This window comes from Streptomyces sp. NPDC001020 (assembly GCF_053599115.1).
Genome location: NZ_JBSFLQ010000016.1, coordinates 85,487 through 107,045 on the forward strand (window position 1 = coordinate 85,487; position 21,559 = coordinate 107,045).

Below are 21,559 nucleotides of genomic sequence, written 5' to 3' on the forward strand. Positions count from 1 at the left end.
GGGATTACGGGACAGCCCTTTGCATGAAAGAAGCCCGCCGACGGGGAAGCCTCGTCGGCGGGCCCACAAACCGGGTGGTCAGGCGCCGCTCGCCCCGAGCATGTCCTCACGCTCGACGATCTTCACGCGTTCACGCCCCTGGGGCTCGCCCAGCGCCTTCTCCGCGGCGTCGAGGCGGTACCAGCCCTCCCACGTGGTGAAGCGGATGTTCCGCTCGGCGAGGAACGCGTCCACGGCCTCGGGCGCGGGGGACGCGGGGGTGTGCAGACGTCCGTTGGTGTGGTCGTCCAGCAGGTTGGCCACCGTTTCGTTGGCGTCGCCCTTGGTGTGGCCGATCAGGCCCACGGGGCCGCGGCGTATCCAGCCGGTCACATACGTGGACGGCAGGTGCTCGCCGGTCTCCTGGACGACCCGCCCGCCCTGGTCCGGCACCGTTCCCGAATCGATGTCCCAGGGCAGCTTGGGCAACTCGTCGGACAGGTAACCCACGGCGCGGTAGACCGCGGTGACGTCCCAGTCCTGGAACGAGCCGGTGCCCTTGACGTTGCCGGTGCCGTCGAGGGCCGTGCGCTCGGTGCGCAGGCCGATGACCTTGCCGTCCTCGCCGAGGATCTCGGCCGGTGACTCGAAGAAGTGCAGGAACAGCTTGTGCGGCCGGTCGCCGACGTCGCGGATGGCCCAGTTCTCCAGCGTCTTGGCGACCATGTCGGCCTGCTTGTTGCCGCGCCGCGTGGCGATCGAGCCCTCGTCGTAGTCGATGTCCTCGGGGTCGACGATGACCTCGATGTTCGGGGAGTGGTCCAGTTCCCGCAGCTCCATCGGACTGAACTTCGCCTGTGCCGGGCCGCGGCGGCCGAAGACATGGATCTCCATGGCCTTGTTGGCCTTGAGCCCGTCGTAGACGTTCGGCGGGATCTCGGTGGGCAGGAGTTCGTCCGCTGTCTTGGCCAGGATGCGGGCCACGTCGAGCGCGACGTTGCCGACGCCGAGGACGGCGACCTTCTCCGCCTTCAGTGGCCAGGTACGCGGCACGTCGGGATGCCCGTCGTACCAGGAGACGAAGTCGGCGGCCCCGTAGGAGCCGTCGAGGTCGATGCCGGGTATGTCAAGGGCCCGGTCGGCCGTCGCACCCGTGGAGAAGATCACGGCGTCGTAGAACGTGCGCAGGTCGTCCAGGGTGATGTCGGCCGGGTAGTCGACGTTGCCGAACAGGCGGATCTGCGGCTTGTCGAGCACCTGGTGCAGGGCCGTGATGATGCCCTTGATCCGCGGATGGTCGGGAGCGACTCCATACCGGATGAGGCCGAACGGGGCGGGCATCCGCTCGAAGAGGTCGATGGAGACGCCGGGGTCGGTGGCAGCCTCGGACTTCAGCAGTGCGTCGGCGGCGTAGATCCCGGCGGGGCCGGCTCCGACAATGGCTACCCGCAGGGGGCGGGACATGATCAGGTTCCCTTCGAGCGATAACAGACAACTCGCCCGAAATTCTAAACTAAGGCAAACCTAAGTTGATGTACGGGTCCGCTCCATGACCTTATAGGGCTGATGTGTGACCCCGTGGTACCGGGGTCTCTTCGTGGCGTCCATCGCTTCGGGCGAGTCGGTACGAACGGGATTCGTGCTGTTGCCGGACGCGTGCCCTTCCCCTCCCTTTCCTTCCCATCTGCTCCCTTTTCTCCTTCTTGGCGCTTCAGGATGTGCGTCGTTGACGTCACGTCAGCTCCGACGTTCCCGCACGGCGTCGTCAAGGTCCGTACTTTCGGGGAACAGTTGGGAAACGCTTGTCGGCCGGCGGGCTCCGTGTCTTGTTGCCCGTGTGTCTACGCGCGTATCTTTGGGCCGACTTCAGAGGTGCCCCACGCCTCCCACATGGTCATTCTGCGTCTTTCTCACGTCTCCTTCCGCAAGAAAGAGCCCCACGTGTCCTCACGCATACCCCCGGCCCTGCGCGGCAGAGGTGCCAAGGTCGTCCTCGTAGCCCTCCCCATCGGTCTCACCGGTTCGCTCATCGCGCTTCCCTTCACCGCCCAGGCGGCACCCTCGCCGGACGCCGTCATCTCCGAGGTCTACGGCGGTGGTGGCAACTCCGGTGCCTCGCTGACCCATGACTTCATCGAGCTGGGCAACGCGGGCACCGCATCGCTCGACCTCAGCGGTTGGTCCGTGCAGTACCTCAGCGGCTCACCCACCACCAGCACCAAGTGGCAGGTCACCCCGCTCACGGGCGCCGTCCCGGCGGGTGGCACCTACCTGGTCCAGGAGGCCAAGGGATCCGGCGGCGACACCGCCCTGCCGACTCCCGATGCCACCGGCACCATCAGCATGTCGGCGACGACCGGTACCGTGGCGCTGGTCCACTCGACCACCGCGCTCACCTGCCTGACCGCCGCCGACTGCGCGGCGGACGGCAGCATCAAGGACCTGGTCGGGTACGGCACCGCCGTGGTTCGCGAGGGCAACCCCGCCACCGGGGCCGGCAACACCACCTCCGTCTCCCGTGACGCCGGGTTCACCGACACGGACGACAACTCGGCCGACTTCACCGGCTCCGCACCCAGCCCCCGCAACTCCACGGGCGACGGCGGATCCTCGACGCCCACGCCCACCCCGACGCCCACCGACACCACTCCGGGCGAGCTCCGCATCCATGACATCCAGGGCAAAACCCGCATATCCCCGCAGAACGGCAAGGCTGTCACCAATGTGCCCGGTGTGGTGACCGGCGTGCGCAGCACCGGCTCGAAGGGGTACTGGATCCAGGACACCACCCCGGACGCGGACCCGGCCACGAGCGAAGGCATCTTCGTCTTCACGGGCTCGGCCACCCCGCAGGTCAAGGTCGGTGACTCGGTACTCGTCTCGGGCAAGGTGAGCGACTACTACCCCGGCGGCCAGAGCAGCGGCTCGCAGTCCGTCACCGAACTGACCAGCCCGACGGCGATCGTGCTGTCCTCCGGTAACAAGCTGCCGGAGCCGGAGGTCATCGACGCCTCGACGCTGCCCGACGCCTATGCGCCGCAGGCCCAGGGAGGCAGCATCGAGTCCCTGGAGCTCAAGCCCGACAAGTTCGCGCTGGACTGGCTGGAAGCCCACGAGGGCATGCTGGTGCAGATCGGCGACTCGCGTGTGGTGGGAGCCACCAACGCCTACAACGAGACGTGGATCACCACCAAGCCCGAGCAGAACCCGACCTCTCGCGGTGGCACGGTCCTCACCGGTTACGACAACCCCAACTCCGGGCGTCTGCTGGTCACCTCGCTGACCGGTGGCCAGCTCAAGGCCAATGTCGGTGACACCCTTACCGGCACGACCGTCGGCCCCGTGGACTACGCCAACTACGGTGGCTACAACCTCCAGGCGACCACGCTCGGGACCGTCAAGTCGGGCGGGATCACCCCGGAGGTGGCGCAGAAGGGCAAGTCCGACCAGGTCTCCGTCGCCACGTACAACGTCGAGAACCTCTCCCCGGCCGACTCGCAGAGCAAGTTCGACCGGCTGGCCCAGGGTGTCGTCAAGAACCTGGCCGCCCCTGACGTCGTGAGCCTGGAGGAGATCCAGGACAACACCGGCCCCAAGGACGACGGCACGGTGGCGGCCGACAAGACCATCGGTCAGTTCGTCGACGCCATCAAGGCGGCCGGAGGCCCGGCGTACGACTGGCGCTCCATCGACCCGGTCAACAACATGGACGGCGGCCAGCCCGGTGGCAACATCCGCATCGTCTTCCTCTTCAATCCCCAGCGCGTCAGCTTCGTGGACCGGTCGGGCGGCGACTCGACCACGGCCGTCGAGGCCGTCGCCGACGGCAAGAAGGGCGTGAAGCTCTCGGTCTCGCCCGGCAGGATCAACCCCACCTCCAGCGCCTGGAACAGCAGCCGCAAGCCGCTGGTCGGGGAGTTCGTCTTCCGTCAGAAGAACCAGCAGTTCTTCGTCATCGGCAACCACTTCAACTCCAAGGGCGGCGACCAGCCGGTGCACGGCGCCCTCCAGCCGCCGACGCTCAGCTCCGAGATCCAGCGCACGAACCAGGCCAAGGAGGTCAACACCTTCGTCTCCAGCCTCCTCGCCAGGGACTCGAAGGCCAAGGTCGTTGTCCTGGGCGACCTGAACGACTATCAGTTCTCCAAGCCACTGACCACGTTGACTTCGGGCGGTGTCCTCACGGACCTGATCAACACGCTGCCGGTGAACGAGCGGTACAGCTACGTCTACGACGGCAACTCGCAGACGCTGGACCACATCCTGGTCTCGCCCGCCATCAAGAAGCCCGACTACGACGTCGTCCACATCAACGCCGAGTTCTCCGACCAGGCGAGCGACCACGACCCCCAGGTGGTCCGGTTCAAGTAGTCGTCTTCGGCTGACTTCCTGTCGGCGATTCGTGTGGCGTGCGCGCGACGGCGTGCACGCCACACGCGTCTTGCAGACGGAAGGCCGTGTGTAGTCAAGCCGCCCCTAACTCTACTGAGTGAACTTCCAACTACTTCAGGTGACTTACCGTCGAGTGCGCTCGTCGTCGGCCGGATGCCGGACCCGCCCCGAGGCGCCCCAGGACCAGGCCCGCTGCCGCTCCCGGCGTGGGTTGCGGCCCGTACCGTTCGGGCGTTACCTGGAACTAGCCGGCGGCGAAGCAAGACCACCCGGGGCGACGGCATCGATCGACGGCCCTGCGGCCGCCTGTGTGTTCCTCCGGCAGCGGCTGTCCCTCGCCACCGTCATCCAGCGCTCGACGCGGAGGTGACCGACGTGAAAGCCGTCGTCTACGAGAAGCCCTTCAAAGTGGCCGTGAGGGACGTCGACGATCCGGAGGTCGAGCACCCGAACGACGCGATCGTACGGGTCACGTCGACCGCGATCTGCGGATCGGACCTGCACATGTACGAGGGTCGCACGGCAGCCGAGGCGGGCATCGTCTTCGGACACGAGAACCTCGGCATCGTCGAGGAGATCGGCAGCGGCGTGACCTCCCTTGTGCATGGCGACCGTGTGGTCATGCCCTTCAATGTCGCCTGTGGGTTCTGCAAGAACTGCCTCGCAGGGAAGACCGGGTTCTGCCTCACGGTCAACCCGGGCTTCGCCGGCGCGGCCTACGGTTACGTGGCGATGGGCCCGTTCGCCGGTGGTCAGGCAGAGCGGCTGCGGGTGCCCTTCGCCGACTTCAACTGCCTGAAGCTGCCGCCGGGTAAAGAGTTCGAGAACGACTTCGTCCTGCTCGCCGACATCTTCCCGACCGGCTATCACGGATGCGAACTCGCTCAGGTGTCCCCCGGCGAGAGCGTGGCCGTCTTCGGTGCCGGACCGGTGGGGTTGATGGCCGCCTACTCCGCGCTGCTGCGGGGCGCGTCGAAGGTGTTCTGCGTCGACCGGGTGCCCGAGCGTCTCGCGAAAGCGGAGGAGATCGGGGCGATCCCCATCGACTTCAGCCAGGCCGACCCGGCCGAGCAGATCAAGGAGCGGACGGGCGGAGAAGGAACCGACAAGGGCGTGGACGCGGTCGGATACCAGGCCCAGTCGTCCGACGCGAGCCGTGAGGAACCCGCCGTCGTCCTCAACGCGCTTGTCGAGACGGTGCGGCCGACCGGCATGCTCGGCGTGCCGGGGCTGTATGTGCCCTCCGACCCGGGCGGACCCGACGAACACGCCAAGCACGGCCAACTGCTGGTGTCCATCGGCAGGATGTTCGAGAAGGGTCAGCAGATGGGCACCGGGCAGTGCAACGTCAAGCAGTACAACCGCCAACTGCGCGACCTGATCATCGCCGGACGTGCCGAGCCCAGCTTCGTGGTCTCCCACGAACTGCCGCTGGACAAGGCACCGCTGGCGTACGAGAAGTTCGACAAGCGGATCGAGGGCTACACCAAGGTGGTGCTGCACCCCGGCCACGCACTCGCGGCTTGAGAGAGAACGGAGTCCGGGCGCAGAACCCCGCTGGGGGCCTGTCACCGTCCCGGCCCGGCGCATCACCCACCGCGTCCGGGCGACCCCCGCAGCCGTTGCGCTGACGCGACATCCCTTGCCACGTAGGGAATCCTGAGGAGGCACATCCACTCGCCCGGCACCACTCGGCCGGCGGTTGGATTCCGGTCCATACGATGGAGCGTTGTGTGGATGTTGGGGGGAAGTTCTTGCGTCATGGGGTGGGGAGGCGGCATGACCGTGCGAGTGGTGCCGGGCCGGGGCAATTGACTGCCATGTGTGTCCGGGGCGTGTTGTTCATCGCGCGCACGCTGCGGGGCGAGTGGTACAGCATGGTCGTCGATCCGGTCAGACAACTCATGCGGCGTGGGCTGTCCGGGCTGTTGCTGGCGTTCGTGGCCGCCTTCGGCGTGATCTTCTTCCACGCGATCGCGCAGCGGCCGACGGGTGCGGTGGCGGTGCGGGCCCTGGGCGGCGTCAACGCCGATCTGCCGCTGTGGCTCGCCCTGCTGCGTACTCCGGTGTCGCTGTACGTCCCGGCTCTCGACCTGCCGGTCTGGGCGGGCATCACCCAGTTGTTCCTCGCCTTCGCCCTGGCCGAACTGATGCTCGGCCGGGCCCGGACGCTGGCCTTGGCGTATGCGACCACGCTGGCCGGAACCCTCACCGTGCGGGTGATGATCGCCATCGGGCCGGGCTGGCCGGGCGTGGGTCTGCCACCGGAGGCCGGGCAGGTGCTCGACACCGGACCGTCTGCCGCGGTGGTGGGCCTGTTCACCTACCTCGCCGTCATCCGGCGCGCTCCCGTCGTGTTCACCCTCACCGGTGGGTCCATGGTGGTGGAGTCGATCGTCAAGCCCAACCTGGCCGGCCGCGAGCACCTGATCGCGGTGGGTGCCGCGATCGTCCTGGGCCTGTTTCACGGAAGCGGGAGCAGGCTGCGGCAGAGGTGGGTCGCGCTGTCGATCCGGCGCGGGGCACGCCGGCCGAGCGGCGCACGGACACCGACGACCGTGCCGGTCCCCACTGCGCGTACCGCGTCTCCTGTGCCGCCGCCGACATACGAGTGGACGGCCCGGGCGCCCGCACGACGCGGAACCAGTGCCTGTGCCCGAGAGGCGGTGCCCGCGGAGCCCCGCCCGACGGCCCGTCCGGCAGGCAGTGCGTCGTCGCCCTCCGGTTCCGCACGCGCCTCCCCCGACTTCGCCGGGCCGACCGACGACGCCTCTTGGAGATCGACCGCAGGTGGACCCGAGAGCGATAAGACGATGTCCGCCCCACGGATCGTCGGGCGATGAGGGTCGCGGCCGTCACGGGCTGCACTGTGGTGGGCGGTGCGACAGGCCAGGCCGATCGGCGGCGTGCTCGAGGCGATGATCGCCCGGAAGGTCCGCGGTCCGCCTGACGGCAGGTGACGTGCCCGTTCTGGCCCGACATGGCCATGCGGGACGGCCAGTGCTAGAAAAGGCACATGGCGGACCGTTTCGTCCGGCTTCGGCGTGCGTCGCTGCGGTCACTGACCGGCAGGAGCCCACGCAGCGTCGCAGGGCAGGTGTTCCTCCTGCAGGTGGCGCTGGTCGTGCTGCTCGTGGCCTGCGCCGTCTTCGCCCTTGTGCTGCAGTCGAGGCGGGAAACCAGCTCCGAGGCCAGGCAACGCGTCATTGCCGTGGCACAGACCTTCGCGCACTCTCCGGGCGTCGTGGCGGCGCTGCAGACCCCCGACCCGACGAAAGCGCTCCAGCCGGCCGCCGAGGCGGGGCGCAAGTCCGCCGGCATCGACTTCATCGTGGTCGCGAACACGCATGGCATCCGCTACACCCATCCACTGCCGGACCTGATCGGCAAGCCGTTGGTGGGGGCCATCGGTCCGTCGCTGGCGGGCAAGGTCCACACGGAGTATGTCAACGGTCCGCTGGGGCGCGAGGTGCAGGCCATCGTTCCTGTCAAGGACGGCGGCGGCAAGGTGATCGGGCTCGTCGCGGCCGGGATGAAGGTCACGAACGTGACCAGTCAGGTGAACCGGCAGATACCGATCATCCTGGCCGCCGGTGCCGGTGCGCTCGCCTTGGCCACCGCGGGGACGGCGCTGGTGGGCAGACGTCTGCAACGGCAGACCCACAGCCTGGCCCCCGACGAGATGACTCGCATGTACGAGCACCACGACGCGGTGCTGCACTCCGTACGCGAAGGGGTGCTCATCGTGGATGGCGACGGTCGGCTGCTCCTGGCGAACGACGAGGCGGTACGGCTGCTGGAGCTGCCCCAGGACGCCGAGGGCCGGCACGTGTCGGAGCTGTCGGGCCTCGAACCCGGCATGGTCCTGTTGCTCGTCTCCGGCCGCGAGGCCACCGACGAGGTGCACTTCGCCGGGGAGCGGCTGCTGGCTGTCAACCAGCGGCTCACGGACCGCGGCGGAGGCCCCAAGGGAACAGTGGTGACGCTGCGCGACTCCACCGAGCTCCAGGCGGTGTCCGGAAGGGCGCACGTGGTGGGCGAGCGGCTCAAGCTTCTGTACGACGCCGGAGTGGGCATCGGTACCACCCTCGACGTGGTCCGCACCGCCGAGGAGCTGGCGCGGGTCGCCGTCCCCCGCTTCGCCGACTTCGTCAGCGTTGACCTGGCCGACGCCGTACTGCGCGGCGAGGAGCCGGCTCCCACGACGGCGGGACTGCGGCGCATCGCCGTGTGCGGTATCCGGGACGACTCTCCGTTCTACGAGAAGGGCCGGCTGATCGCCCTCCCGCCCTCCACGCCCCAGGCGCGGAGCTACGCCACCGGCCGCTCCGAGCTGCTGGCCGACCTGTCGACCAGCACCATCTGGCATGTGCCGGACGCGGAGCGCGCCAAGGGCATCCTGGCCTACGGCATCCACTCGCTCATCGTGGCCCCGATCCGGGCCCGCGGTGTCCTGCTGGGTGTGGCCAGCTTCTGGCGCTGCAAGCCGCACGATGCCTTCGACGAGGAGGAGCTTGCGCTGGCGGAGGAGCTGGTGACCCGTGCCGCGGTCAGTATCGACAACGCCCGCCGGTACACCCGCGAGCACGCCCTGGCGATCACCCTCCAGCGCAGTCTGCTGCCGCGGGCTCTGCCCGAGCAGAACGCCCTCGACGTCGGCTACCGCTACCTCCCGGCCCAGTCGGGTGTGAGCGGAGACTGGTTCGATGTGACTCCGCTGTCCGGAAGCCGCGTGGCGCTGGCCGTCGGCGACGTGGTGGGTCACGGCCTCCATGCCGCCGCCACCATGGGGCGACTGCGGACCGCGGTGCACAACTTCTCCTCGCTCGACCTGCCGCCCGACGAACTGCTGAGTCATCTGGACGACCTGGTCGGCCGCATCGACCAGGACGAGACGAGCGCGGAGACGGACGCGGGCGTCGTGGGAGCCACCTGCCTGTACGCGATCTACGACCCCGTGACGCGTCGTTGTGTCATGGCGCGCGCGGGGCATCTGGAACCCGCGCTGATCCACCCCGACGGAAGCGTCACCTTCCCGGACCTGCCGGCCGGGCCGCCGCTGGGCCTGGGCGGCATGCCGTTCGAGACGGCCGAGCTGGACCTCGCGGAGGGCACCCAGTTGGTCCTCTACACCGACGGCCTCATCGAGGACCGCACGCGCGACCTGGACGTGGGGATGGAGCTGTTGCGGCAAGCGCTGGAGGGGTACCCCGACCGATCGCCGGAGGAGAGCTGCCAGGCCGTGCTGGACGAACTCCTGCCCGAGCGGCCCAGGGACGACGTCGCCCTGCTCATCGCCCGCACCCGACCGCTGCCGCCCGACCGGATCGCCAACTGGGACGTGCCGCGCGACCCGGCCGCCGTCGCGCGGATGCGTGGCGCCGTGTCCGGCAAACTCGACGAGTGGGGCCTGTCCGATCTCGGCTTCAGCATGGAACTCGTACTGAGCGAGCTCATCACCAACGCCATCCGCTACGGCTCCGAGCCGATCCGTGCACGCCTGATCCACGACCGCACGCTGATCTGCGAGGTTGCCGACGGCAGCAGCACTTCGCCGCATCTGCGGTACGCCGCGACGACAGACGAGGGAGGTCGGGGCCTGTTCCTGGTGTCGCAGATCGCCGAGCGCTGGGGAACCCGGTACACGCCTCAGGGGAAGGTGATCTGGGCGGAACTCGCGTTGCCGACAGCCATCGAGGCGCCCTGATCGACGCGGCCCTCGCGGGTGTGACGGGTCACACCAGGACAAGTGAGGGCATGCCAAAACAGGTCAGAAACGCGTGATCGGTAAAAGTTGAGTACTCATCAGTTCTCGCAGCTCACGGATGGGTTGACGGTCTGTCGCACGACGTGTCGGTGATACGATCACCGCACTTACCGAGCGGGCGGATGGGCGTAAAACGACATCCGCGACTTAGGGGGCGGCTCGGGCTGTGGATCCGGTGCGGGTGACCCGCCGGCTCATCCGCATTGACGGGAAATCAGCAGCTGGCCTTCAGTCGTCTGAAGAGAGTCTTATGACGCAGTACATACAGGACCCGGCACTCTGGGCTTTCCTCGTCGGAACCCCTGCCGCGGCTGCCGTTGCTGTTCGCCAACGTAGAGCGGCGCGGAGTTCACGGCGGGAGGTCGAAGAGGTAAGGACCCATTACACCGATCTGGAGAATCGTTACTCGGAATCGGTCAGAAAGGCTCAGGAGCAGGCGGAAGAGGAGACCAAGTCAGCTCTCAAGTCCGCGATGCGGACGCTTCAGGGCCTCGCGGGCGAGCAGCAGCTGATTATTTCAAAGCTGCAGTCCAAATATGGTGAGTCGGTCGTGCTGCAGGACCTCCTGGAAATCGACCACATGAACTCCCAGTTCGGTCGGCGTGCGCAGTCCATCGCTGTCCTGTGTCAAGGCTGGGTGGGCCGGCACCGCGATGTTGCCTCGGTCTACGACGTGGTCCGTAGCGCGCAGGGCAGGATCCGTCATTTCCAGCGGGTGGAAATTCTGTCGCAGGTCGACTTCGGCATCACAAGCAGGGCCGTCGAACCGGTGGCCCTGGCACTCGCTGAACTGCTCGACAATGCTACAAGTTATTCGAGCCCGGACACGATCGTCGAAATCAACGTCCGCACCGTACCCAAGGGAATTTGCATCGTCGTCGACGATGCCGGTGTCGGTATGAACGACGAGGAGCGGGCCAGGGCCGAGAAACTCCTGTCGAGTGAGCGGGCCTCGGGTGTTTCGGGACTCGGCAATCCTCCGCAGTTCGGCTTCGCGGTGATCGGTGTGCTCTGCGAGCGCTTCGGGTTCACGGTGTCCGTGGACTCCTCCTCCCCCTACGGCGGCGTGCGGGCGGTCCTTCTGCTGCCCGACGAGCTCCTCACCAGCATGCCGGAGCCGAAGGAGTCGGCACCGGCCGCAGCCGCTGCCATGCCCATGTCGGCCCCGAGCGGACCGGAGACCTCACTGAACCCGTCCATGACCGCCGACGGCCTTCCGAAGCGACGTCGCAAGCGGCCGATGATCCTCGTGCCGAACGATTCGACAGCCTCACGTGCCCCGAAGCGTTCCGACGAGGACACCGCGGCGATCATGGCCGCTTTCCAGCGAGGCACGCAGTCCGGCCGCACCTCAGGTCCGGGCGCCATGGGTCAAATGAGCAACACACGCGATGCGAGCAGCGAAGGGCATGAGGTCCCGTGAACAACGATCTGTCATGGATGCTTGACAGTGCTTTGGAGCTCCCCGGGGCCCTGCATGCTGTCCTGGTCTCCGCCGACGGGCTGTTGATGGCCCGCTCGAAGGGGGTCGACAAGGACATGGGGGACACGGCTGCCGCCGCGATGAGCGGAGTGCAGTCGCTGAGCCGTTCGATCGGGTTCTTCTGCGGTGGCTCCGGTCAGCAGTGGCGGCAGACGCTGGTCGAGTTCGACGGCGGCTGGGTCTTCCTGATCTCGGCCGGCGAAGGCGCGTATCTGGCGGTCTCGGCCTCTCCTGAAGTCGACATGGGAGACATCACCTTCCGGATGCAGCAGCTCGTCGGCCAGCTGGGCAAGTCTCTGATGACGCCGCCGCGCGAGAGCATCGGCGCGCGCCCATGACCGACCCCGACAAGCCGGAGGCCGAAGCCGCGGAATTAGTACGTCCGTACGTCATTACCAAGGGGCGCAGCCTCCCCGATGACGAGCAGTTCTCCCTCATCACCCTGGTCACCGCGTCACTGGACGAACGACAGCGTCCGACCCGGCTGTCCCCGGAGGAGCAGAGCATGCTGACGATGTGCACCGGTGGCTATCTCTCGGTCGCCGAGATCGCGGGGCACACTCGACTGCCGCTCGGCGTGGTGAAGATCCTCCTTGCTTCCCTCGCCGAAGGCGGATATCTCCTCACCCGCCCGCCGGTCGCGCGCGCCGTCCTCGCCGACCGGGAAATCCTTCAGGAGGTGCTGGATGGTCTCCGGGCCAAGTTTGGATGAGCAGGCCTACGTCCGTGACGGAGCCAACCAGACTCCCGTGAAGATCCTGGTCGTCGGGCACTTCGCGGTGGGAAAGACCACCTTCATCGGGTCGATATCCGAGATTCCCCCGCTCTCCACCGAGGAGACGATGACGAGGGCCGGGGAATCGGTGGACGACCTCAAGGGAGTCAATGGCAAGACCACCACCACGGTGGCCATGGACTTCGGGCGTCTGACCATCAGCGAGCGTGTCGTGCTGTATCTGTTCGGCACGCCCGGCCAGCAGCGATTCGTGCAGATGTGGGAGGACATGGCCCGGGGCGCCCTCGGCGCGCTGGTGCTGGTCGACCCCCAACGGCTCGCGGACTCCTTCGCCGTGATCGACCTGATCGAGCAGTACGGACTTGACTACGCGATCGCCGTCAACCACTTCGACGGTTCGTCCGTGCATGAAAAGAAGGCGTTGCGCGAGGCGTTGGACCTGCTCGATGACACGCCCATCGTCGCTTGTGACGCGCGTGACGAGCATTCATCGGCGGAAGCGCTGATCACACTCGTCCGCTATTTGCAGGACCGTGCCCTTCAGGAGCAGACATGAACGACCACTTCACGGCCCCCGTGCCTCCACCGGGATGCCCGGCCCACGGCCGAGTGCCCCTGCACGGGCCGGAGTTCGCCGCCGACCCACAGGCCTACTACGCGTACCTGCGTCACTTCGGGCCGACCGCACCCGTCGAGCTCGCGCCCGGAGTGGAAGCCACCCTCGTCACGGACTACGCGGCGGCGCTGCACCTGCTGCAGGACTCGGGCGCGTTCCGGAAGGACTCGCGTCGCTGGCGTGACTTCAACGAAGGCAAGGTCAGCCCGGACAGCCCGGTTCTTCCCCTGCTTGCGTACCGGCCCAACTGCATGTTCACAGACGGAGCCGAGCATCTGAGACTGCGTCAGGCGGTCACCGAAAGCTTCGCCCGGGTGGACTCGCGGAAACTGGGCCAGAGCACCGAGCGGGTTTCCAACTATCTGATCGCCCAGTTCGCCGCCCGCGGCTCGGTCGACCTGCTCAACGACTACGCCAAGCAGCTCCCGCTGTTCGTGTTCAACGAACTCTTCGGCTGCCCCGCGGACATCGGTGACCGTGTCCTCTTCGGCATTTCCGGCATATTCGACGGCGTCAACGCCGAGAAGGCCAACGATGTGCTGTTCCAGGCCGTGAGCGAGCTGGTGTCGCTCAAGCGGGTCAAGCCCGGTAACGACGTCACCTCGTGGCTGATGCAGCATCAGGCGCGACTGGACGACGAGGAGATGGCTCATCAACTGGTGCTGCTGCTCGGCTCGGGAGCCGAACCGCTGCGCAACCTCATCGGCAACACCCTGCATCGCCTCCTCACCCACGACCGATACGCCAAGGGCGGATTGATCGATGAGGCCATCGACGACACGTTGTGGGAGAACCCGCCCATGTCGAACTACGCGCCGCATTATCCGGCGTCGGACATGGAGTTCGGCGAGCAGAAGGTGACGGCGGGCGAGCTGATGCTCGTCAGTTTCGCCGCCGCCAACACCGGCCCGGCGCTCGCCGCGTCGCGTCAGGCGGGCAGCAACCGTGCTCACTTGGCATGGAGCGCGGGCCCGCACGCCTGTCCTTCGAAGGAGCCCGCCCGGCTCATCACCGTGTCGGCCATCGAGAACCTTTTCAACCAGGTGCCCGACGTCGAACTCGCGGTGCCGGAAGACAGTCTGACCTGGCGCCCCGGCCCCTTCAACCGGGCCCTGGCCACCCTGCCCGCCCGCTTCACCCCGCTGCAGATTCGGCAGCCGAGCCCGCCGCCACGGGTGCAGGCAGCCGCGTCAGGTCACGACCGCACGCCGAGCAAGCCGGAGCGCGGCGTGTGGAGTGCCTTCCTGTCCTGGTGGAAAGGGTGATGTAGGTAACACCCTGTCAACTGATGTGTACTGCATGACGGTTCAATGGTCGGGGTATGGAGTAGCGCGACATTCATGTTGATCATGAGTTAAAGGAGTCTTGTGCACCACATACCCACTGGCGCCACTTCCGCTGTGCACTCCGCCGTTTCGCTCCGTCCCCGACGACACGCCTTCCGGGAGCACGCCTCCGCGTCCCTCGTACGGACGGAGCGCCCCGTGTCCGAAGGCGGGACACCCTCGCGTACAGAGGGCTGTCCGCCTGTATGCCTTCGGACAGGGGTGCGCCCTGAAGCGGTCGCGCCTCAGCGTCCTGATACGCGCTCCGGCCGCCGCCGGGAGAAGTGGTGATCGCCTCCCGGTCCAGCGACCGGAGCACTCTGGGAGTCAAGACACTCGGTGGGTACACGGCAGACCAGTTGCTGCGACTGTGCCAGGTCGCGGGACTGGAACGAGCCGACGCGGAAACCTATGCGCAGGTACTGGTCGACTCGCTGGGTTCCGTTGCGGACCGATCGCTGGATCTGCCGCCCCCCTCGGGGAGCTTCCTGTCCGACGACCATACGCCGGTGGAGTACTCGCTCTCCTTCAGGCCCGGTGCCGCCCCGGCCCTGCGGGTGCTGCTGGAACCGGGTTGCGATGCGGCGAGCCTGGCGGAGAACGGCCGCACCGGCCTGCGTGTCATCCGGGCGATGGCACAGAGCTGGGGCTTCGCCACCGACAAGCTCGACCTGTTGGAAGACCTGTTCTTCCCTCCCTCCCCGCAGGGGCTCCTCGCGGTGTGGTGCGCCCTTGAGCTGCGCCCCGGCGGGGTCCCCAAGCTGAAGGTCTACCTGAACCCTTCGGCGCGCGGCGCCGAACGTGCTGCCGAGACCGTTCGTGAGGCACTGGACAGGCTCGGCCATCGACAGGCCTTCGACGCGCTGCCCCAGGCCGACGGTTATCCGTTCGTCGCCCTGGACCTGGGTGACTGGGAATCGCCTCGTGTGAAGGTCTACGTCACGCATCACAACCTGTCGGCCCCCGAGGCGGGCGCTCTGGCCCACCTGAACCCCGGCTTCGCGCGCGAGACCATAGAAGAGTTCTTCCGGATCGCGGCCGGATGTGAAGGCGCTGCGTACGCGGACGACGTACGACTCGGTAAGCGGCCCGCCCTCTCCTGCCACTCCTTCACACGGACGACGACCGGTGTGCCGAGCGGATTCACCCTCCACGTCCCGGTCAGGGATTACGTCCAGAACGACGGGGAGGCACATGCCCGCGCGATGACCGTGCTCCGCCGCCACGGCATCGACGACGCCGCGCTCACCCAGTCACTGACCGCCGTGACGTCACGGTCCCCGCAGGAGGGGAGGGGGCTCATCGCCTATCTGGCACTGGCCCATGAGCAGGGACGTGCACCGCGGGTGACCACGTACATCTCCTCCGAGGCGTACGAGGTCCCGCCGCCGGCCGCCCTGCCCTCCCCCCGCGCGGTGCCGGCCGACGAACAGGTCGATCCCGGTTTCGAGACATCAGCCGCCAAACATGAATCACAGAAGCAGGAGCAATGGAGCCGTACCGCATAAAGGCCGTCGAACCCATCGCGATCACCACGCGTGAGCAGCGCGAAGCCGCCCTGAAGCGCGTGCACTACAACGTCTTCGACCTGCGGGCCGACGAGGTGACCATCGATCTGCTGAGCGACTCGGGCACCGGCGCGCTGTCGGCCGCGCAGCTCGCCGCCGGGATGGAGGGCGACGAATCCTACGCGGGCTCGCGTTCCTTCTACCGTTTCGAGGAGACGGTGAAGGAGCTGACCGGCTTCGCGCACATCCTGCCCGCCCACCAGGGCCGCGCCGCGGAACGCATTCTCTTCTCGTCGCTCCTCGAGGCCGGCGGCATCGTCGTGTCGAACACGCACTTCGACACCACCCGGGCCAACGTGCAGCTGGCCGGCTGCGAGGCCGTCGACCTGCCCTGCGCCGAGGCCCGGAACCTGGACAGTCACGCGCCGTTCAAGGGCAACATCGACCTTGAGGCGCTGGAGCGGTACCTCGGTGCGGCGGACGGTCCGAAGGTCGCGGTGGTGGTCATGACCATCACCAATAACGGGGGCGGCGGTCAGCCGGTCTCCATGGAGAACCTCCGCAAGGCCTCGGAACTCTGTCGGCGCTACGGCGTCCCGATGATCCTGGACGCCGCCCGGTTCGCGGAGAACGCCTGGCTGGTGACCCGTCATGAGGCCGCCTACCGGGACCGCACCCCCCGCGAGGTCGCGGAGGAGGCCTTCCGGCTGGCCGATGGCTGCGTCATGAGCGCCAAGAAGGACGCCATCGTCCACATCGGCGGCTTCATCGGCCTGAACGACCTCGAACTCGCCGAGAGGTGCGAACAGCTCCTCATCGCCACCGAGGGCTTCGCGACCTACGGCGGCCTGGCCGGACGTGACCTCGACATGATCGCGCAGGGTCTGCGCGAGGTGACCGAGCCCGCCTACCTCGCGGAGCGGGAAGACGCCGCCCACTATCTCGCGGAGCGCGTCCGGGCCGCCGGGGTCGACATCCTCGAGCCTCCGGGGCTGCACGCCGTGTACCTGAACGCCGGACGGCTGCTGCCGCACATCCCGGCCCACCAGTTCCCCGGCCAGGCCCTGTCCTGCCAGCTGTATCTGGAAGGCGGCATCCGCTCCGCCGAACTCGGTTCCCTCTACCTCGGTGAGGAGGACGAGGACGGCAACCCGATCAAGAGCGCACCGTACGAGCTGGTCAGGCTCGCCCTGCCCCGGCGTGTCTACACGCGCAGCCACTACGACCACATCGGTGAGACCCTGGCGCGCATCGCCAAGAACGCGGACTCCGTACGCGGCTACCGGATCGTGGAACAGTCCCCGATCCTGCGGCACTTCCGCGCGAAGCTCCAGCCGGCGTGAACCGGTCCCGGTCGTTGCCGTCACCCAAAGGGGCGGCCGGGACGGGGCGTTGATCCCGAGCGCGGGATATGAGTGCGGCGGCCGGGCCGAAGGTCCGACCGCCGCACTTTCCTTCCCTGCCGTCGTCAGGGCGATGCGCCACCTGCCTCGGCGGCGCGCCGGTCTCTCGCCGACTGGATCGGCGAGCTGGAGGCCTTCGCCATCGACGTCCCGGTCCGCTGAACGCTGAGGCGGTGCTCAGGGTGCCTCTGCCGGCCCTCCGCCATGGTCGGCGTCCTTTCGCCGCCAACCGGAGAAGACGCCGTGGTGCGTGCGGTCTCCTGTCGGGCGGCGCCGCAGGAAAACCGCGCGCTCAGGCATCCGGGCACGCTTGCGAGCGGTGATCGCCGAGCGGACGGCGGGCTCGCTCCTGGCCACGGCGAGCAGCAGCCCCACCGCGTACAGGGCCGCGATGAGTGCGCTGCCGCCATAGGAGAACAGCGGCAGGGGCACACCTGCGATCGGCAGCAGCCCCAGGACGCCGCCGATGTTGATCGTGGCCTGCGTCGCGATCCATGTGACGACGCCCCCGGCCGCCAGCCGGGCGAACGGCTCCGAGGCGCGGACGGCGATACGGAGCCCGCCCGCGCACAGTGCTGCGAAGAGGCCGAGCACCGTCAGCGTGCCCACGAGCCCGAGTTCTTCTCCGGTGACAGCGAAGATGAAGTCGGTGTGTGGCTCGGGCAGTTGACCCCACTTCTCCAGGCTCGCGCCGATCCCGTCGCCGAACAGGCCGCCCTTCGACAGTGCGTACATCCCGTGCACCACCTGCCAGCACCGGTCGCCGGGACCGGGGTCGCTCGCACCGAGGCAGGCGAAGCGGGACACGCGGTGCGCACTGGTCGCGATCAGCACGGCGGCGAGCAGCCCCGCACCCGCCAGCGCGACCGCGAACAACCGCAGTGGCGCGCCGGCCAACCACAACAGTCCGAAGAGCACCGCGCACAGGATCACCGCGGTGCCCATGTCCCCGCCCAGCAACACCATGCCGACCAGCAGCAACGCCCCCGGCACCAGCGGTACCAGCAGATGCTTCCACTGGCCGAGCAGCTTGTGCTGCTGCTTGCGGGCCAGGAGGTCGGCGCCCCACACGACGAACGCGACCTTGCCGAACTCGCTGGGCTGGACCACGAACGGTCCGCCGACGGCGAGCCAGTTGGTGTTGCCGTTGACGGTCCGCCCCAAGCCCGGCACCTGCACAAGCGCGAGCAGCATCATGCTTCCGACGAGCAGGGGAATGGCCAGCCAGCGATGCCACGGCACCGGCATCCGGGCAGCCAGTAGAACGAGCACCAAGCCGACTGCGGCCGCCATGACCTGCCGGCTCAGGTAGAACGTCGTGGGCAGACCGGAGCGCAGGGCCTGGATCTGGGAGGCGGAGAACACCATGACCAGCCCCAGCCCGGCGATCAGCACCGCACTTCCGGCCACCAGGTAGTACGCGGTCAAGGGACGGTCCCAGGTCCGTCGGGTTCGGGACACCCCCCTGCGCAGCACCCCATCGCGGCGGGCCGTCCTGCCCTCCGCACGTCCAGGGTGCGACCGTGTGCCGTCGTCTCGCTCAACCCGCCGGACCGTGTGCGCCGTTGTGCCGCGTCGGGCACCTTGTCCGTGTCTGTGCACGCCAAAACTTTAGTACTTGCGCACATATGGGAGATTAGAGGCGCGCGGGCGCTCATCCGAAGCGGAAGCGCGCTCCGGGCGGACCCACCGGCGCATTCCCGGTGCCGCGGGCTGCTGTCCGGACGCGCTGCGGAAGTATGTCGGAATGACGCAACGACAGGCGGTGACAGTCGGCATCGACCTTGCCGCGCGTGCACGGCGTACCGCTGTGTGCCGGGTGGTCTGGGGAGACGACGGGGACGACTTGGCGGCGGAGTTCGTCGTGCCCGAGCGGGATGAGGATCTGCTGGCCGTTGTCCGGGCTGCCGACAAGACGGGCCTCGACTGTCCGCTCGGCTGGCCGTCGGACTTCGTGGCGACGGTACTGGCCCACCATCGTGGTGTGCGGTTGCCGCCCCCGGTCAGGTTCGAGGAGCGCGCGGACGGCCGTCCCGGTCTTGATGCGCTGCGGTTCCGACTGACCGACGACCTCACCTGGAAGGCGACCTCGATGCGGCCTCCGCTGTCGGTGTCCACGGACCTTCTGGGTGTTGTCGCACTGCGGGCGGCCTATCTGCTCGACGCCCTCGAGGCGACCGGTGTCCCTGTACCCCGGGACGGATCAGGACCGGTCGCCGAGGTCTACCCCGCTGCCGCACTGCGCCGGTGGGGGATTCGCCTCACCCGGAGCTACAAGACCGCCACGCCCGAAGCGCGCTCCGCCCGAGAGCACATCGTCCGGTCGGTCGAGGCAGGCCTGGGTTTGCCTCTCCCCGAGCCGGTGCGCGCCGAGTGCGCCCACAGTCACGACCATCTCGACGCCTTGGTGTGCGCCCTGGTCGCCCGCGCCGTCCAGGTGGGGGACACCGTGTGGCCGAGTTCTCCTGAGCAGCAGGGGGCTGCCCGGCAGGAGGGCTGGATCCATCTGCCTTGCACCGATCTCGCTGCTCTGCGCCGGTGACCGAGCACTGCCGGGAATCGCGGGCAGTCGGCACCTACCAGGTACCGGGGCCGTCTGGGAGAGGGGCCGGGTGCCGCACCGCCATGCGGCCGCCCGCCTTGGCCAACAGGGCTTGTGGTGCGGGAACGGCCTGGATGCCGGGCAGAAGCAGCAGCCAGAAGTTGGTCAGCCGGTCCTCGATCAGCATGCGGTCGTCGAGGACGTCGGAGAGGGTGTGCAGCCCGAAGAACGCGGCGACCAGGGTGGGGGCGTCACGGGTGGGCTCCGCGTGGGGGGCGAGGTCTCCCTCGGCGCGTGCCCGGGTGAGCAGCCTTGCGACCGTGGCGATCCAGTCCACGAAGGGAGGAGGCATCTCGGCGTCGATGGACCTCCGTTCGGTCCACAGTCGGGCACCCGCGCGGACGAGTACGTCGTCGCGGAACGCGCAGGCGACCTCGAAGCTCAGGCCCACCAGCTTCTCCAGCGCGGGTCCGGGCACCGCTTCATGACGCGCGATCATTGACGGCCAGGCCGCGAAGTGCGCACGCACCACGGCCAGGGCGAGCTGTTCCTTGTTGGCGTAGTGGAAGTAGATCGCTCCGCTGGTGCGGCCGGACCGTTCGCTGATGTCGCTGATGCTGGTCGCCGCGTATCCCCGTTCGAAGAACAGGTGAGCCGCCGTCTGCAGTACGGCTTTGCGGGTTGCTTCCGCCCGATCCTGCACGTGTGTTCCCTTTTCTGTCGGTGGGCCGCGAGGAGGAATGTAGCCGTCCGACCGCGCGGGCACGAAAACCGCGCATGCGAAAACGGTAATAGTCTTATTAGCCTTTTGCTATGGAAACTGGGCAGCGAACGCGGAACTCACGGGAATCATTTACCGGCTCTGCCCGCGCCGCCTCAGGTGCCTTTTCGGCCCTGAGCTGGTCCAGGACCGTCGAGCGTGAGTGGGTGCACCGGATCTCGGTGGCCGAGGTCCTGCTGACGGACGTTCGCCGCTGCGGTCCTTTCGCCTTCTGCGCCGCCGCCGCATGGACGCGCTCGCATCCCACGTTCCCGCGCGGGCGTGACGACCGGCACAGCCCATGGATGGTCGTCGAGACACTGCGCCAACTCGGCATCTACGTTCCGCTGCGACACTTCGACGTGCCGCCCTCGGCCCGCTTTCTGATCAGCGATGTCTCCTTCCGTCTCGACCGGGCGACAGAGCCCAGAGCGCCCCATGGCGCCAGTGAGATCACCTGTCTCGCCTCCGTCGGTGACATCCGCACCGACTCGAAGGGGAACGCGGTGACGGGGTTGCGGATGCAGGTGGATTTCCTGGCAGGCGGCCGCACGTTCGCACACGCCGCCGGCGGTGCGCGATTCCTCGACGCCGGGCGTTACGAGGCCCTGCGGTCCGGAGCTGCCACGGCCGTGCCAGCGGGCCGGCAGCCACGGCCGACACCGGCTGCGCTGGGGCTCGAATCCGCCTCGGACGTCGTCGTCTCCTTGGACGGCGACCGCCTCCTGGTGAATCCGGCCGACTCCCGCCATCCCTTCTTCTTCGACCACGGAACGGACCATGTGCCCGGGATGGCCCTGCTGGAGGCGGCGCGGCAGGCGATCGCCCTGCGCAGCGCAGGGCGCCTGCTGCGACCGGTCGCCTGCCGCATGACGGCCTCGCGGTTCACCGAACACACACCGCCCGCCGTGATCCACTGCTCCGCCTACGGCGATAAAGGTTTCTTCCGTATGCGGCAGGGCGACGTGCAGACCGCCGCGGGCCTGCTGCGGTATCGATGAGATGTCACCCACACGTGGGTATTGCGGTGGCAAACACCCACAGCCGC

General features: G+C 68.0%; 15 protein-coding genes and 1 pseudogene. 13 read left to right on the top strand and 3 right to left on the bottom strand.

Translation table 11 applies throughout. The annotated features are described in order from the left end of the window. Window positions 1-78: 78 nt before the first annotated feature. The gene (locus tag ACWDEX_RS17435; protein WP_450464336.1) at window positions 79-1,443 is read right to left on the bottom strand and encodes an FAD-dependent oxidoreductase; all 1,365 of its coding nucleotides are present in this window, start codon (window positions 1,441-1,443) and stop codon (window positions 79-81) included. Between the two features lie 477 nt (window positions 1,444-1,920). Between ACWDEX_RS17435 and ACWDEX_RS17440 the strand changes: the two genes are divergently transcribed. The 11 genes and pseudogenes from ACWDEX_RS17440 to ACWDEX_RS17490 all read left to right on the top strand — a co-directional run bounded on the left by ACWDEX_RS17440 (window position 1,921) and on the right by ACWDEX_RS17490 (window position 17,149). Beyond that, window positions 1,921-4,350, top strand: coding sequence for a lamin tail domain-containing protein (locus ACWDEX_RS17440; RefSeq protein ID WP_450464338.1), 2,430 nt, complete (start codon window positions 1,921-1,923; stop codon window positions 4,348-4,350). Window positions 4,351-4,746: 396 nt separating this feature from the next. Next, window positions 4,747-5,898: a glutathione-independent formaldehyde dehydrogenase gene (locus ACWDEX_RS17445; protein WP_450464339.1), complete on the top strand. Its 1,152-nt coding sequence runs from the start codon at window positions 4,747-4,749 to the stop codon at window positions 5,896-5,898. Window positions 5,899-6,191: 293 nt separating this feature from the next. Then, window positions 6,192-6,962 (top strand): annotated as a pseudogene (locus tag ACWDEX_RS17450) (hypothetical protein); the annotation flags it as partial. 425 nt (window positions 6,963-7,387) lie between these two features. Then, complete coding sequence (locus ACWDEX_RS17455) at window positions 7,388-10,078, top strand: SpoIIE family protein phosphatase (protein WP_450464341.1); 2,691 nt, start codon at window positions 7,388-7,390, stop codon at window positions 10,076-10,078. Window positions 10,079-10,388: 310 nt separating this feature from the next. Beyond that, window positions 10,389-11,561 (top strand): sensor histidine kinase, encoded by a 1,173-nt coding sequence (locus ACWDEX_RS17460; RefSeq protein ID WP_450464343.1) that lies wholly within the window; start codon window positions 10,389-10,391, stop codon window positions 11,559-11,561. Then, complete coding sequence (locus ACWDEX_RS17465) at window positions 11,558-11,959, top strand: roadblock/LC7 domain-containing protein (protein ID WP_450464344.1); 402 nt, start codon at window positions 11,558-11,560, stop codon at window positions 11,957-11,959. Before ACWDEX_RS17460 ends, ACWDEX_RS17465 begins: the two co-directional genes overlap by 4 nt. Next, window positions 11,956-12,333, top strand: a complete 378-nt coding sequence (locus ACWDEX_RS17470) for a DUF742 domain-containing protein (protein WP_450464346.1) — start codon at window positions 11,956-11,958, stop codon at window positions 12,331-12,333. The genes ACWDEX_RS17465 and ACWDEX_RS17470 overlap by 4 nt, the downstream gene beginning before the upstream one ends. Next, complete coding sequence (locus ACWDEX_RS17475) at window positions 12,308-12,913, top strand: GTP-binding protein (RefSeq protein ID WP_450464348.1); 606 nt, start codon at window positions 12,308-12,310, stop codon at window positions 12,911-12,913. Before ACWDEX_RS17470 ends, ACWDEX_RS17475 begins: the two co-directional genes overlap by 26 nt. Next, window positions 12,910-14,238 (top strand): cytochrome P450, encoded by a 1,329-nt coding sequence (locus ACWDEX_RS17480; protein WP_450464350.1) that lies wholly within the window; start codon window positions 12,910-12,912, stop codon window positions 14,236-14,238. The genes ACWDEX_RS17475 and ACWDEX_RS17480 overlap by 4 nt, the downstream gene beginning before the upstream one ends. Before the next feature lie 347 nt (window positions 14,239-14,585). After that, window positions 14,586-15,806: a tryptophan dimethylallyltransferase family protein gene (locus ACWDEX_RS17485; protein WP_450464352.1), complete on the top strand. Its 1,221-nt coding sequence runs from the start codon at window positions 14,586-14,588 to the stop codon at window positions 15,804-15,806. Next, window positions 15,788-17,149, top strand: a complete 1,362-nt coding sequence (locus ACWDEX_RS17490; RefSeq protein WP_450464353.1) for a tryptophanase — start codon at window positions 15,788-15,790, stop codon at window positions 17,147-17,149. Before ACWDEX_RS17485 ends, ACWDEX_RS17490 begins: the two co-directional genes overlap by 19 nt. 237 nt (window positions 17,150-17,386) lie before the next feature. Here ACWDEX_RS17490 and ftsW read toward each other — a convergent pair whose 3' ends face one another. Further along, complete coding sequence (gene ftsW, locus ACWDEX_RS17495; RefSeq protein ID WP_450464354.1) at window positions 17,387-18,811, bottom strand: putative lipid II flippase FtsW; 1,425 nt, start codon at window positions 18,809-18,811, stop codon at window positions 17,387-17,389. Between the two features lie 145 nt (window positions 18,812-18,956). Between ftsW and ACWDEX_RS17500 the strand changes: the two genes are divergently transcribed. Then, complete coding sequence (locus ACWDEX_RS17500; RefSeq protein WP_450464356.1) at window positions 18,957-19,751, top strand: DUF429 domain-containing protein; 795 nt, start codon at window positions 18,957-18,959, stop codon at window positions 19,749-19,751. A 34-nt stretch (window positions 19,752-19,785) separates the two neighbouring features. Here ACWDEX_RS17500 and ACWDEX_RS17505 read toward each other — a convergent pair whose 3' ends face one another. Then, window positions 19,786-20,454 carry a ScbR family autoregulator-binding transcription factor gene (locus tag ACWDEX_RS17505; RefSeq protein WP_450464357.1) on the bottom strand — a complete coding sequence of 223 codons (669 nt, stop codon included), beginning with the start codon at window positions 20,452-20,454 and terminating at the stop codon, window positions 19,786-19,788. Window positions 20,455-20,564: 110 nt separating this feature from the next. On the opposite strand from ACWDEX_RS17505, the gene ACWDEX_RS17510 reads away from it, so the two are divergent. Continuing rightward, window positions 20,565-21,512 carry a ScbA/BarX family gamma-butyrolactone biosynthesis protein gene (locus ACWDEX_RS17510; RefSeq protein WP_450464359.1) on the top strand — a complete coding sequence of 316 codons (948 nt, stop codon included), beginning with the start codon at window positions 20,565-20,567 and terminating at the stop codon, window positions 21,510-21,512. Window positions 21,513-21,559 lie beyond the last annotated feature (47 nt).

Bases quoted from the DNA above. Each gene is read 5' to 3' on its own strand.
- ACWDEX_RS17490 (WP_450464353.1), top strand. From the start codon at position 15,788: ATGGAGCCGTACCGCATAAAGGCCGTCGAACCCATCGCGATCACCACG.
- ACWDEX_RS17455 (WP_450464341.1), top strand. From the start codon at position 7,388: ATGGCGGACCGTTTCGTCCGGCTTCGGCGTGCGTCGCTGCGGTCACTG.
- ACWDEX_RS17500 (WP_450464356.1), top strand. From the start codon at position 18,957: ATGACGCAACGACAGGCGGTGACAGTCGGCATCGACCTTGCCGCGCGT.
- ACWDEX_RS17470 (WP_450464346.1), top strand. From the start codon at position 11,956: ATGACCGACCCCGACAAGCCGGAGGCCGAAGCCGCGGAATTAGTACGT.
- ACWDEX_RS17460 (WP_450464343.1), top strand. From the start codon at position 10,389: ATGACGCAGTACATACAGGACCCGGCACTCTGGGCTTTCCTCGTCGGA.
- ACWDEX_RS17435 (WP_450464336.1), bottom strand. From the start codon at position 1,443: ATGTCCCGCCCCCTGCGGGTAGCCATTGTCGGAGCCGGCCCCGCCGGG.
- ACWDEX_RS17510 (WP_450464359.1), top strand. From the start codon at position 20,565: ATGGAAACTGGGCAGCGAACGCGGAACTCACGGGAATCATTTACCGGC.
- ACWDEX_RS17475 (WP_450464348.1), top strand. From the start codon at position 12,308: ATGGTCTCCGGGCCAAGTTTGGATGAGCAGGCCTACGTCCGTGACGGA.
- ACWDEX_RS17480 (WP_450464350.1), top strand. From the start codon at position 12,910: ATGAACGACCACTTCACGGCCCCCGTGCCTCCACCGGGATGCCCGGCC.